This window comes from Kitasatospora sp. NPDC002227 (assembly GCF_040296285.1).
GTDB lineage: Bacteria > Actinomycetota > Actinomycetes > Streptomycetales > Streptomycetaceae > Kitasatospora.
The window spans coordinates 59,119-71,589 of record NZ_JBEOWY010000002.1 but is presented as its reverse complement, the minus strand read 5'-3'; the positions used below and the strand labels follow the sequence as shown (position 1 = coordinate 71,589).

At 73.2% G+C, this 12,471-nt stretch carries 12 protein-coding genes; 7 read left to right on the top strand and 5 right to left on the bottom strand.

The genetic code is table 11. The annotated features are described in order from the left end of the window. The first annotated feature begins 61 nt into the window (after nt 1-61). On the top strand, nt 62-424 hold the full coding sequence (locus tag ABT095_RS02240) for a WhiB family transcriptional regulator (protein ID WP_502884793.1): 363 nt from the start codon (nt 62-64) through the stop codon (nt 422-424). Nucleotides 425-495: 71 nt separating this feature from the next. Continuing rightward, on the top strand, nt 496-816 hold the full coding sequence (locus tag ABT095_RS02235; RefSeq protein ID WP_502884810.1) for a putative WhiB-interacting protein: 321 nt from the start codon (nt 496-498) through the stop codon (nt 814-816). Nucleotides 817-953: 137 nt separating this feature from the next. Here the strand turns inward: ABT095_RS02235 and ABT095_RS02230 are convergent, their stop codons facing one another. The 3 genes from ABT095_RS02230 to ABT095_RS02220 all read right to left on the bottom strand — a co-directional run bounded on the left by ABT095_RS02230 (nt 954) and on the right by ABT095_RS02220 (nt 5,943). Then, complete coding sequence (locus ABT095_RS02230; RefSeq protein WP_350527338.1) at nt 954-3,260, bottom strand: right-handed parallel beta-helix repeat-containing protein; 2,307 nt, start codon at nt 3,258-3,260, stop codon at nt 954-956. A gap of 151 nt (nt 3,261-3,411) precedes the next feature. Further along, nucleotides 3,412-4,743: an ABC1 kinase family protein gene (locus tag ABT095_RS02225; RefSeq protein ID WP_350527337.1), complete on the bottom strand. Its 1,332-nt coding sequence runs from the start codon at nt 4,741-4,743 to the stop codon at nt 3,412-3,414. A 129-nt stretch (nt 4,744-4,872) separates the two neighbouring features. Beyond that, nucleotides 4,873-5,943, bottom strand: a complete 1,071-nt coding sequence (locus tag ABT095_RS02220) for a ThiF family adenylyltransferase (protein ID WP_350527336.1) — start codon at nt 5,941-5,943, stop codon at nt 4,873-4,875. 233 nt (nt 5,944-6,176) lie between these two features. Here ABT095_RS02220 and ABT095_RS02215 point away from each other — a divergent pair, with 233 nt between their 5' ends. After that, complete coding sequence (locus ABT095_RS02215) at nt 6,177-6,836, top strand: M48 metallopeptidase family protein (protein WP_350527335.1); 660 nt, start codon at nt 6,177-6,179, stop codon at nt 6,834-6,836. A gap of 248 nt (nt 6,837-7,084) precedes the next feature. Here ABT095_RS02215 and ABT095_RS02210 read toward each other — a convergent pair whose 3' ends face one another. Further along, nucleotides 7,085-7,657, bottom strand: coding sequence for an NUDIX hydrolase (locus ABT095_RS02210; protein WP_350527334.1), 573 nt, complete (start codon nt 7,655-7,657; stop codon nt 7,085-7,087). Then, entirely contained in the window at nt 7,654-9,129 is a 1,476-nt protein-coding gene (locus tag ABT095_RS02205) for a zinc-dependent metalloprotease (protein WP_350527333.1), read from the bottom strand. The genes ABT095_RS02210 and ABT095_RS02205 overlap by 4 nt, the downstream gene beginning before the upstream one ends. Nucleotides 9,130-9,308: 179 nt before the next feature. On the opposite strand from ABT095_RS02205, the gene ABT095_RS02200 reads away from it, so the two are divergent. From ABT095_RS02200 to ABT095_RS02185, 4 genes are all read left to right on the top strand, one after another. Further along, nucleotides 9,309-10,457, top strand: coding sequence for an NAD-dependent epimerase/dehydratase family protein (locus tag ABT095_RS02200; RefSeq protein WP_502884792.1), 1,149 nt, complete (start codon nt 9,309-9,311; stop codon nt 10,455-10,457). 87 nt (nt 10,458-10,544) lie between these two features. After that, nucleotides 10,545-10,985, top strand: a complete 441-nt coding sequence (locus tag ABT095_RS02195) for a molybdenum cofactor biosynthesis protein MoaE (RefSeq protein WP_350527331.1) — start codon at nt 10,545-10,547, stop codon at nt 10,983-10,985. 144 nt (nt 10,986-11,129) lie between these two features. Then, entirely contained in the window at nt 11,130-11,324 is a 195-nt protein-coding gene (locus ABT095_RS02190; RefSeq protein WP_350527330.1) for a hypothetical protein, read from the top strand. Nucleotides 11,325-11,379: 55 nt separating this feature from the next. Next, nucleotides 11,380-12,459, top strand: a complete 1,080-nt coding sequence (locus ABT095_RS02185; protein WP_350527329.1) for a YlbL family protein — start codon at nt 11,380-11,382, stop codon at nt 12,457-12,459. Nucleotides 12,460-12,471 lie beyond the last annotated feature (12 nt).

Here is a 12,471-nt window from a genome sequence, read left to right as displayed (position 1 = left end):
CTCCGGATCGGCCCCACCAGCCAGCCGATCCGGAACCACAGAGAAAAGACGAGGAACACCAGTGCCAACGGTCATCACACCGCCACTCCCGTCCGTACCGACAGACATCACCAAGGCCGACCAGGCCGACCCTCCGGAGGTATCCCTTATGCAGCTCACCGCGATCGACGACGCCGAGGCGCTCGGTCTCCCCATCCCCTGCCGCGCCTTCGACCCCGAGGTCTTCTTCGCCGAGACCCCGGCGGACGTCGAGTACGCCAAGTCGCTGTGCGGCACCTGCCCGGTCAAGGAGGCCTGCCTCGCCGGTGCGCTGGAGCGGCGTGAGCCGTGGGGCGTCTGGGGCGGCGAGCTCTTCGTCCAGGGCGTCGTCGTCGCCCGGAAGCGTCCGCGTGGCCGTCCGCGCAAGACCGAGGTCGCGGCGTGAGCCCCGCAGCCTCCGCAGTGGCCGTCCGCAGGGGAGAGCAGCCCCCGCTGGACAGCGCCCTGCGCCGATCGATCCGCCTCGCCGCCGCCAAGGCGGACGCGGCAACCTCCCGTCCGTTCCCCAGCTCGTACCAGCAGGACCACCACATGAACCCCGTCGCCGACACCGCCGCCCGCCACGCCGCTCAGGCCACCGAACTTCAGATCCAGAACAGGACCCTCGAGATGCATCTCATGCACGAAAACCTGGCCCGTGCCCATATGCAAGAACGCCTCCAAGAGGCTGAGCACGAACGACAAGGCGTCCGCGTCGCCCGTGCGGCCCGCCTGGTGCGGCGCGCCGAGCGCGCCTCGCTGCGGGCCCGCAAGGCGCTCGCCCTGGCCGTGATGTGAGCAGCCCGCACCCGCGGAGCTGACATACTCGCAGCCCTCTGACCCAGCAGACGCCGAAGGCCGCTCCCCAGCTCGGGGAGCGGCCTTCGGCGTCCGAGGTGGGCCGGGCGGTGGAGCCCGGCCCACCGTCCAGTGGGTCAGAGGCCCTGGTAGCCGAACATGTCGACGACCAGGTCGATCGGGGCCCAACCGCCGTTGTAGAACGACACCTTGCCGTCCTTCACCTGGGCGATGACCTGGTTGGGGATGGTCTCGCCGGCCGACCAGTTCAGGTTGGAGGCCAGCGGGCGGTCCTGCCCGTGCGGGTACACCGTCAGGAAGCCACCGCTGCCCGGATTGGTGACCGTCACGTTGAGCGTGGCGCTGGAGATGCCGCCGTAGCAGAACGAGAGGTCGAGCGTGCCGCCCGCCGGGATCTGCGCGGCCTTACGGGGCTGGCCGCCGCAGAAGTCGTACGTGACCTGACGGGTGTCCATCAGCCGCTCGGGGTTGACCGTGCGGAAGATGTCGTGGCCGTTGGCGTCGTAGTAGCCCTCGACGTCGGCGACCACCTGGACGGTGCCGGGGGTGCCACCGGCGTACAGCGTCACGCTGCCGTCCGCCGCCACCGGGACGGTGACCAGGTTGGCGATGGTCCTGCCCGGCGTCCAGTTCAGGCTGGAGACGGTCGGCCGGGTCTGGCCGTGCGGGTAGACCGACAGGTAACCGCTGTTGGTCGGGGCGGTGACCGTGACGTTCAGGACGGCCGCCTCCACGCCGGTGGCCGGCACGCCCTTGGTGCCCGCCACCTTGAGGTCCACCGTGCCGCCGGCCCGCACCGCGCCGGCCGTGCCGCCGGTGCCGTTACGGGTGTCCAGGATCCGGTTCGGGTTCATGGCGTGGTAGACGCTGCCGCTCGGGCCGTAGTAGCCCGCGATGTCGGCGATCACGTGCACACCGCCGTTGCCGTGGTGCCAGAAGGTCACCTTGCCGTCCGGGCTGACCGGCACGGTGACGGCGTTGGCGATGGTCTCCCCGGCCGACCAGTTCAGGTTGGAGCCCGAGGAGCCCGTCCCGGTCGGGTAGACCTGGAGGTAGCCGTAGCTGGCCGGGGCGGTCACCGTGACGTTCAGGGTCACGGCGGTGATTCCGGCCGGGATGCCGTTCCTGCCGGTCACCTGGAGGTCGAGCCAGGCGGACAGCGGGGTCGTGGTGCTCACCCCGACGGCCGAGCGGGTGTCCAGGATGCGGGTCGGCCCGGTCGGGGTGTAGAGGCTGCCGACGTCCTGCAGCTCGGTGGCGCCGCGGTCCCGGATGCCGGATCCCGTCCCGGTGTTCGGGGTGAGCGGGTCGTCCTTGGAGCTGTTGCCCCACAGGTCGGTGGGGAGCATGCCGGGGGCGTTCTCGTCCGCCGAGTCGACGGCCGGCAGCGGGGCGGCGTGCCGGTCGCCCTGCCAGTTGATGCCCGGGTCGCCGAAAGAGTCGTTGGCGCCCTGCTTGGCGCCCGTACGGAAGGCCGCGAGATCGTCGTAGGGCGTGCCGGCCCAGTCGTAGGCCGTGCCACCGTAGAGCGTGTTGACGACGTTGTAGTCGCTCTTGGTCCCGGTGGCGGAGGTGGCGTCGACCTTCACGCGCGGGGTGCCGCTCGGACATCCGCTGTCCGGACCGGCGTTGATGCTCCCCGAGAGGACGTTGTTCTCGATCGTCGCACCGGAGGACGCGCCGGTCAGTGCGAGGCCGGTCCGGCACCCGTCGTAGATCGAGTTGGCGACCACGACCGTGCCGGGTGCGTCGGTCACCGTGATGGTGGGCGTCCCGCCACCGACCTGGTTGGTGGTCAGCACGGTGTTCGTGGAGCCGCCGTCGACCAGGATGCCGCCCTGGGAGTACCAGAGGTCGAACTTCGCGACCGTGACCCGGTCGGACTTGCCGGTGACCCGGAAGGCTGCCTGGGGGGCGCCGTGGATCGTCCCGCTGACCAGGCTGACGTCGACGGAGTTCTCGATGTGTGCGGCCTCGCCCAGGGCAGCGAGGTTGAGGTTCGTGAAGCGGACGTGCTGCGCGCCGGTGATGTTCAGCGCGTAGTTCGTCCCGCCGGGGTCGCTGCTGCCGATCGTCGCGCCGGCATCGGTCGGGCGCTCCCACGAGCCGAGGTCGGTCCGGAAGGTGATGGGCGCCTGGGCCGTACCGGACCGGGTGATGTTCACCTGCTCCGGGTACGTCCCCTTGGCGATGTGCACGATCTGGCCGGGCAGCACGACCTTCGCGGCCGCCGAGACGGTGCAGAACGGCTGCTCCTGCAGACCGCTGCCGCTGTCCGAGCAGTGCGCGCCGCTGCCGTTGTTCACATAGAGGTTGGCCGGGGCCGCGCCCGCGCCCAGTGGTCCGACCGCCGGCAGCGCTATCGCGCCCAGCAGTACGGCGGCGCCCAGTGCGCCGGTTCGAGTCTTGATGATGCCCCCCATGGGCGGAGAAGACGGGTGCCCCGTCGAAGGACTGAAGGCGGTCCCGGACCCAGTGGTCTCCGCTCCGGTGGACCGCGCCCGCGATCCTTTCACACGGCTTTCACCGGACACCACGGGGTTGTCCGTCGGGGGCGGACGGACTCCGCGGGGCTCAGTCCTCGGCGAACCCGGGGAGCCAGGCGGTGAGTTCCTCGTGCAGCCGTACCGTCGCGCCGAGCTGGCAGAGCACCCCGATGGTGCTGAGCGTGACGCGGTGGATCAGCAGGTAGGAGGGCGGCAGGTTGAGCTGCTTGCCGAGCTCGTACGCGGGGGAGCGCGGGTCGGCGATCCGGGCCGCCTGGGAGCGCATCCACTCCCGGGAGAAGGTGAACTGCTCGACCGTGGTCGGCTCGATGATCGGCCGCAGGTAGGCGAGCACGGCGTCCGGGTCCAGGGTGATGGTCGGGCGGACGAAGCCCTCCTGACGGAGCGTCCGGTAGACCTCGTGCGCGTCGCCCGCCAGGGCGAGGCGCAGCGAGGCCCCGATCGGGGTCGGCAGACCGCCCGGCAGCCGGTCGACGGTGCCGAAGTCCAGCACGCCCAGGCGCCAGGTCGCCACCGGGCCGTCGGTCTTCAGCAGCCGGAAGTTGCCCGGGTGCGGGTCGGCGTGCAGCAGGCCGGTCCGGCTCGGCCCGGCGAACAGGAAGCGGGAGAGCAGCTGCCCGGCCCGGTCCCGCTCGGCCTGGCTGCCGGCGGTGATCACCTGGGAGAGCGGGGTGCCGTCCATCCACTCGGTGACCAGTACCGTGCCGGTCTGCGAGACGACGCCGGGCACCGCGATGTCCGCGTCCCCCGCGAACTCCTCGGCGTGCACGCGCTGGGCCTCGGCCTCCAGCTCGTAGTCCAGCTCCTCCGAGACGCGCTCGCGCAGCTCGGCGATCAGCGGCTTGACGTCCATCCCCGGGATCAGCGGCCCGAGCACCTTCGCGAGGAGGGCCAGCTGGGAGAGGTCGGAGAGCAGGGCGTCGCCCGCACCCGGGTACTGGATCTTCACGGCCACCACCCGGCCGTCCCGCCAGACGGCCCGGTGCACCTGGCCGATCGAGGCGGCGGCGGCCGGGACGTCCTCGAACTCCTGGAACAGCTCGCGCCAGTCGGGGCCCAGCTGCTCGGCCAGCACGCTGTGCACGGTCCTGGTCGGCATCGCCGGGGCGCTGTCCTGAAGCTTCGTCAGGGCGGCCCGGTAGGGGCCCGCGACCTCCTCCGGGAGGGCGGACTCGAAGACGGACATCGCCTGACCGAACTTCATCGCACCGCCCTTCAACCGCCCGAGGGTGGAGAACAGCTGCTCGGCCGTCTGCTGCTGCAGCTCGGCGGCGACCACGTCGGCGGGCCGCCCGCCCAGGCGCTTCCCGAGACCGAGGGTGGCCCGCCCGGCGAAGCTCAGCGGCAGCGCGGCGAGGCGGGCGGTCCGCGAGACCGCCTTGCGGGGCATGTCAGACATGAACGCTCACCCGTGCCTCCTAGCGGATCGTGGTCACTAGCCATTGTGCCGCCTCGCTGCGCGGGCCCGACAGGATACGTCGAACGGGAGGCCGCAACTCCCGGGGGGTGCTGCCCCGCAGGGGCTGCGTCACCAGGTGCAGCCGCAGTCGGGGTGGACCCGGAGGCGGAGCCTTCGGGTCATGCCGTCGGCGGCCGACACCTCGCACCAGCCGTCCACGCTGGGCGGCCGGACGCCGTCGAGGTGGAGCCCGGCGTGGAGGGCGGCGAGGCCGGCGACGGTGGTGGCCAGGGCGCTGTCACAGGCGGGGGTGCGGGGGCGGCCGGCGGCGCCGGGGGCGAGCTGGGCGAGCAGGCGGGGCCAGCAGTCGTCCTCGTCGCGGCGGGTGAGGGTGGCGCAGCTGCCGCAGGCGGAGACGCCCGGCAGGACGAGCGGGCCGACCACGCCGAGGTGCTCCAGGACGCCCACGTACAGGTGCGGGATCCCGGCCCGCATCAGCCGCTGGGACTCGGCGGCGAGCCCGGTGAAGGCGGCGCTGCCGTCGCGCGGGGCCAGCACCACCAGGGCGGGTGGTCCGCCGGGGCCGGGGCGGCGGGGCCGCTCGGTGGGCGGGGCACCGACGGCGCGCTGCACGGCCTCCCGGGCGGCCGTGGTGCGCAGCCGCCCGATCTCGCCGGGGGCGAGCCCGCCGGGCGAGCAGTCCGCCGCCGTGACCCGGCCCTGGTCGAGCAGCTCGACGGCGCCGATGCCACCGGCGGCCAGCGCGGTGCCGATGGCCACGCCGATCCGCCCCGCGCCCCGGATCTCCACCCGCGCCCGGGCCCGGGCGCCGAGCACGGCCGCGGCCCCACCCGGCCCGGGGTGCACCAGGGAGAGCGAGGCCAGGTCGGGGGCGAGCAGCTCCTGCCGGGCCCGGGAGTGCTGGGCGAGTGCCTCGGTGGTGGCGGCGGTGTCGTCCAGCAGCCCGCCCTGCTCGAGCGAGCCGAGCAGCTCCTCGGCGAGCGCCGCGCCGAGGCCGAGCCGCTCGCCGGCGGCCAGCAGGGCGGGCCGCTCCCGGGTGCCGTCGAGCAGGTCTAGGAAGGCGGCGACCGGTCTGCTCACCTCGTCCACCACCCGGGCGTGGTGGCGGAGCGTGCCGAACTGCAGGGTGTCCTGGTCCCGCCAGACCCGGGAGAGGGCGGGCTTGAGCGTCGGGCGCACGATGACCTCCACGGTGTCCTGCGCAGCAGGGGTGCTGGTGGGGGAAGCATGCCCGAGATCGGGGCGCTGACGTGCGGCGCTGTCCACAGGCTCGGTGTGATGAGCGGATGGTCGGACGGCGCGGGCTGTGGACAACCGGAGGGGCGGCGGAGACGGATGTTCAGGTGGAGAGCGGTGAGAGTTCGGCCACGGCAGCGGCCTTCTGTCGGAGTCAGCAGGTAACGTCCTTTGACATGGCAGCCGAACCGGACTCCCATCGGTCGGCGTCGCGCCAGCGTGCCCGGGCAGCTTCCGGGTCAGGGGTCGTGACGCCGAGCAGTCGAGCGCGCTCCACCGAGGCGGCGCCCACCGAGGCGCCGGAGCAGCGGCCGCTGGGCCCGGTGGAGGTCCGCCGCAGCGCCCGCCGCAGCCGTACCGTCTCCGCCTACCGCGAGGGTGACCGGACGATCGTGCTGATCCCGGCGCGGATGTCCGCCGCCGAGGAGCAGCGCTGGGTGGCGCGGATGCTGGAGCGGCTGGCGGCCAAGGAGAGCCGCCGGGTGCTGGGGGACGAAGCCCTGGTGGCCCGGGCCCGCGAGCTGTCCCAGGAGTACCTGGGCGGCCGGGCCGTCGCCGGGCACGTCCGCTGGGTGACCAACCAGAACTCCCGCTGGGGCTCCTGCACCCCCAGCGAGGGCACGATCCGCCTCTCGCACCGCCTCCAGGGCATGCCCGAGTACGTGGTCGACTACGTGCTGCTGCACGAGCTGGCGCACCTGCTGGTGCCGGACCACGGCCCGGCGTTCTGGGCCCTGCTCGAGGCGTACCCGCGCACCGAGCGGGCCCGGGGCTACCTGGACGGCGTGGCCTCGGCGGCCCGCCTCCCGCACATCCCCGGCGCCCGCGAGCAGTAGCCCAGGGCGTGTCTTCCGGATCACGCCGGGCGGTCGCCGCCGGGGCACGCGCCCTCCTTGCCCGCCATCGGGCAGGAGGGGCCCTCCGCCGGCTTCTCCTCGGTCGCCGATGCTCCGCATGGACTTGCCCCCAGCCTTCGGCCGGGAGGTGCCCCCGCGTCGGCGCCGCCCGCGCGTCACCGGGCGACGCCCGCCCCGCGGCGCCAGCCGCCGATGTCACAGCCGACGCGACCCGAAAGACACGCCCTCTAGGCGGTCAGCTTCTCCGCGAGGGCGGTCAGCACGCGCACCGAGGTGTCGGTCAGCTCCGGCAGGTGCCCGTACTCGAACCAGCGCAGGTCCAGCGACTCCTCGCTGATCAGCTCCTGCGCGCCCGCCGGGGCCAGTGCGACGTACTGGACGTCGAGGTGGGTGTTCTCCGGCCGGTCCTTGCCCGTGCAGCGGACTCGGTGGCGGTCGAGCTTGACCGGCACCGGCTGCCCGTCGGGCCCGGTCAGCAGGCGCAGGCCCGCGATGCCGGACTCCTCGATGGCCTCCCGCAGCGCGGCGGCGGCGAGCGAGGAGTCCCCCGGCTCGCAGTGGCCGCCCATCTGCAGCCACTGGCCGACCTTGGGGTGGAGGGTGAGCAGCACCCGCCCGGCCGCCGGGTCGACCACCAGCGCGCTGGCGGTGATGTGGGCTGGCAGGCAGGAGCGGTAGAGGCCCTCGGGCTCGGCGGCGAGGTGGGCGAGGTAGTCGGCCCGCAGCTCGGTCTGGTCGCCGTCGTAGGCCGTCCAGGCCGTGAGGGCCCGGACGGCGTCGCTGTGCAGGGTGGCGCTCATGCCTTCGGGTTGTCCTTGTCGTCGTTCTCGTCCCGTGCCGGGTCGGTCTTGCCGGCCGCGGCGTCGCCGAGCAGCTTGTCGAAGGCGTCGAAGTCGATGCCGCCCTCCAGCTCCGCGTCGGGCGAGCGGTGCACGAAGCCGTCCGGGTCGTCCAGGTCGGTGGCGGTGGGCAGCATGTCGGGGTGCTCCCAGAGGGCGTCGCGGCCCTCGACGCCCCGGGCGTCGGCCAGCGAGGCCCAGAGCCGGGAGGCGTCGCGCAGGCGGCGCGGCCGCAGCTCGAGGCCGACCAGGGTGGCGAAGGTCTGCTCGGCCGGGCCGCCGGCGGCCCGGCGGCGGCGGACCGTCTCGCGCAGCGCTTCGGCCTGCGGCAGGTGCGGTTCGGCGGCGGCGTGGACCACGGCGTCGACCCAGCCTTCGACCAGCGCGAGCGCCGTCTCCAGGCGGGCCAGCGCGGCCTTCTGGGCGGGCGTGTCCTCGGGCTGGAGCAGGCCGCCCGCGAGGGCCTCCTGGAGCGCCTCGGGGTTGGCCGGGTCGAGCTGGCCGACCAGCTCCTCCATCCGGGTGGTGTCGACCTTGATGCCGCGGGCGTAGGCCTCGACGGCGCCGAACAGGTGGGCCCGCAGCCACGGCACGTGGGCGAACAGGCGCTGGTGGGCGGCCTCGCGCAGGGCCAGGTAGAGCCGGACCTCCTCGGCCGGGACGCTCAGGCCCTCGCCGAACTCGGCCACGTTCTGCGGCAGTAGAGCGGCCTTGCCGGCCGGGGCGAGCGGCAGGCCGACGTCGGTGGAGCCGACCACCTCGGCGGCCAGCGCTCCGAGCGCCTGGCCGATCTGGGTGCCGAACATCGCGCCGCCCATCGAGCGCATCACGCCCATCAGCGGCCCGGCCATGGCCTGCATCTCCTCGGGCAGCACCCCGCCCATGGCGTTGCCGACCCGCTCGGCGACGGGGTCGACCAAGTCCTTCCAGACCGGCAGGGTCGCCTCGACCCACTCGGCCCGGCTCCAGGCGACGGCGGTGCCCGCGCCGGAGGGGAACTCGGTGACGGAGTCCAGCCAGAGGTCGGCGAGGCGGACGGCCTCTGCCACCGCGGAGCGCTCGGTGTCGCTGACCGAGCGGTCCTTGGCCCGCCCCTCGGGCTGCTCGGCGACCACGGTCTGCCGGGCGATGTCCTTGGCGAGGTCCCAGTTCACCGGGCCGCCGTCGAAGGAGAGCATCTGGCCGAGCTGCTGGAAGGCGGCGCCCAGGTCGTTGGGGTTGAGCCCGCCGAGCATCGCGCCGAAGGGGTTGTCCCCGCCCGGGCCGCCGGGCGCGCCGCCCATGCCGAAGAGCGCGCCGAAGGGGTTCCCGGCGCCGAAGCCGAAGGGCTGCTGCGGGGTGGGCTCGGAGCCCTCGTCGCCCTTCTTCTTGGCCTTGTTCTCGTCGGGCTCCTCCGGCGGAACGCCGAATCCGAAGGGGAGGTCGTCGCTCACGGGGTCCTCGATCTGTCGGCCGTCACGCGGGGGAGTGGCGGGGGTACGGCGGGCTCTCGGCGGCGGAGTGTGAGCGGTCCGGCTCGCGCCGGGTGCACCACGGGGCCCGCGCCTCGGGCAGGATGGTCGGTACGTGACACTCGTACGTACGCACATAAGCTAACCGTGGAGGATGGCCGGTGAGTTCCCCGCCTTCGGACGTTCGCTCTGGGCTGACCGGAGGTGAGGACGCCCCTGCTGCCGCGGGTTCGCCGTCTCCAGCCTACGGCGGCAAGCCGCTCACCGTGGCCGTCACGGGGGCCGCCGGGCCGCTCGGTGAGCGGGTCGCGGCGCGGCTGGTGGCCTCGCCGGGAGTGCGCAAGGTGCTGGCCCTCGACGACCGCCGGGGCGAGGTGCCGGGGGCGCAGTGGCGGGTGCTCGACGTCCGGGATCCGGCGGTGGCCGAGCGCCTCGCCGGGGTGGACGTCGTGGTGCACCTGGCGATGGACCTGGGCATGGAGAGCGATCCGCGCGCCCGGAGCGCGTACAACGTCCGGGGCGCGCAGACGGTGCTGACCGCCGGTGCGGCGGCCGGGGTGAGCCGGGTGGTGCTGTGCACCTCGGCGATGGTCTATGGCGCGCTGGCCGACAACGAGGTGCCGCTCGCGGAGGACGCCGAGCTGCGGGCCACCGAGGAGGCCTCGCTGGTCGGCGACCTGCTCGAGATCGAGCGGCTGGCCCGCCGCGCGCCGCGCGCCCACCCCGGGCTGCAGGTCACCGTGCTGCGGCCGGCCGTGGTGGTCGGCCCGGGCGTGGACACCGTGCTGACCAGGCACTTCGAGGCGCCCCGGCTGCTCGTGGTGGCCGGCTCCCGGCCCTGCTGGCAGTTCTGCCACCTGGACGACCTGGCCTCGGCCCTGGAGTACGCGGCGCTCGGGCTGGTCGAGGGCGAGGTGACCGTCGGCTGCGACGGCTGGCTGGAGCAGGAGGACGTCGAGGCGCTCTCCGGCATCCGGCGGATGGAGCTGCCCGCCTCGCTCGCGCTCGGCACCGCGGCCCGGCTGCACCGGCTCGGCCTCACCCCGGCCCCGGCGGGCGACCTGGCGTACACCATGTACCCCTGGGTGGTCTCCGGCAGCCGGCTGCACGAGGCCGGCTGGCGGCCCTCGCGGACCAACGAGCAGGTGCTCGGCGAGCTGCTCGAGCAGGTCTCGGGCAAGCACGCGGTGGCCGGACGGCGCCTGGGCGGCAAGGAGGCGGCGACCAGCCTGGGCGCGGCGGGCGCGACGGTGGCGCTGATCGGTACGGCGGCGCTGGTGCGGCGGGCGCGGAAGCAGCGCCGGTTCTGACCTGGATTTATCGCATCGTGAAAGTTTTCAATCGTGATGCGGAAGGCTATTGCTCCTGACCGGCTGTGTTGAGGAAAAATGGTGAGCATGTCCGAGAACCACGACCCCATCCGTCTGCTCGCGATCCGCGAGACCCCGCTCTCGCTGGACGAGGTCTACGAAGCGGTGGGCCACGACGCCGCGGGCGGCACCACCGTCTTCGTCGGCACCGTGCGTGACCACGACGGCGGCAAGTCGGTCGCCGCGCTGGAGTACAGCGCGCACCCGACGGCCGAGCAGGAGATGCGGCGGATCGCCGAGAAGATCTGCGCGGACTTCCCGGTCAAGGCGCTGGCCGCCGTGCACCGGATCGGCCGCCTGGAGATCACCGACAAGGCCGTCATCGTCGCGGTCTCCTGCGCGCACCGGGGCGAGGCCTTCGCCGCGGCGCGGCGGCTGATCGACGACCTCAAGCACGAGGTGCCGATCTGGAAGCACCAGGTGTTCAGCAACGGCGAGGAGGAGTGGGTCGGCGCCGGCGAGTGCTGATCACCCGGGTGGCGGCCGCCGGCCGCACCGGTACTCCCTGCAGGTGAGCACCTCCCCGGGGCCGTAACCCGGATGGCGCCGCGACCGTTCTGCGTGCGGGTGGTTAATCTGCTCATAGACACGACGAGCTGGGAGTACGGACACATGGCTGCGCTCGCCTGGTTGATCATCCCCGTCATTGCCGCAGTGCTCGCCATGGTGTGGGCCGGCTGGGCGGCACGCACCCCCCGGTCCACCGGGGACCCCGCCTCGCTGGCCGAGCACCAGCGCTTCCTGGCCGCCATGGAGCGGAGCACGAGGACCGGTGCGGGCGTCGGCGAGGGCGGCGGTCCCCGGTGAGACGGACACCGGGCCCGGGCGGCGCCGGGTAGCGGTCGTCCCGTACTGTCGAGCCATGCCACGCCGCTCTGCGACGATGCTCGCCGCCACGCTGACGCTCATAGCACTGCTCTGTGTCTCGGTGCTGCTCAAGGTGCCGTACTCCGAGATGAGTCCCGGCCCGACGTACAACACGCTCGGGACGCAGGACACCGACGGCAAGCCGGTGATCAGCATCTCCGGACACCAGACGTACCCGACCAGCGGGCACCTGAACATGACCACCGTGCAGGTGACCGGGGCCAAGTACGAGCCGAGCCTGGTCTCGGCGGTGGTGGGGTGGCTGCGCAGCGACGTGCTGGTGGTGCCGCACGACAACCTGTACCCGCAGGGGCAGACCGACCAGCAGGCGCAGCAGCAGAACGCGGAGGAGTTCGCCAACTCCGAGGACAGTGCCAAGACCGCGGCGCTCTCCCAGCTGGGCATCCCCTTCGGTACCGAGGTGGTCGTGCAGTCGGTGATCGCGGGCGGGCCCTCGGAGGGCAAGCTGCACGCGGGGGACCAGATCGTGGCGATCGACGGCACCTTGGTCACCCAGAAGGACCAGGTGGCCAAGCTGGTCAGCAAGCACAAGCCCGGTGAGACGGTGAAGTTCACCGTGGTGCCGCACGGCAAGGACAGCCCGAACCCGTCGGCGGCCGACGAGTCCACCGTCCCGGTGGTGACGGCCAAGGCGCCGGACGAGGACCGGGCGATCGTGGGGATCACGCCGGGCGTGACGCACACCTTCCCGTTCCAGATCGACATCGGTCTGCAGGACGTCGGCGGGCCGAGTGCCGGGCTGATGTTCTCGCTGGGCATCATCGACAAGCTCACGCCCACCGACCTGACCGGCGGCAAGTTCGTCGCCGGGACGGGGACGATGGACGACGACGGCTCGGTCGGGCCGATCGGCGGGATCGCGATGAAGCTGATCGCGGCCCGCGACAAGGGCGCCCAGTACTTCTTCACCCCGGCGGACAACTGCACCCAGGCCGCCAAGGCCACCCCGGACGGCCTGCAGCTGATCAAGGTCGAGAAGCTGAGTGACGCGCTCGACGCCCTGACGCAGATCCGCGCCGGCAAGACGGACAACCTGCCGTCCTGCAGCAAGTAGGCAGTACCCAGG

Bases quoted from the DNA above. Each gene is read 5' to 3' on its own strand.
- ABT095_RS02195 (WP_350527331.1), top strand. From the start codon at position 10,545: ATGTCCGAGAACCACGACCCCATCCGTCTGCTCGCGATCCGCGAGACC.
- ABT095_RS02230 (WP_350527338.1), bottom strand. From the start codon at position 3,260: ATGGGGGGCATCATCAAGACTCGAACCGGCGCACTGGGCGCCGCCGTA.
- ABT095_RS02190 (WP_350527330.1), top strand. From the start codon at position 11,130: ATGGCTGCGCTCGCCTGGTTGATCATCCCCGTCATTGCCGCAGTGCTC.
- ABT095_RS02210 (WP_350527334.1), bottom strand. From the start codon at position 7,657: ATGAGCGCCACCCTGCACAGCGACGCCGTCCGGGCCCTCACGGCCTGG.
- ABT095_RS02215 (WP_350527335.1), top strand. From the start codon at position 6,177: ATGGCAGCCGAACCGGACTCCCATCGGTCGGCGTCGCGCCAGCGTGCC.
- ABT095_RS02225 (WP_350527337.1), bottom strand. From the start codon at position 4,743: ATGTCTGACATGCCCCGCAAGGCGGTCTCGCGGACCGCCCGCCTCGCC.
- ABT095_RS02185 (WP_350527329.1), top strand. From the start codon at position 11,380: ATGCCACGCCGCTCTGCGACGATGCTCGCCGCCACGCTGACGCTCATA.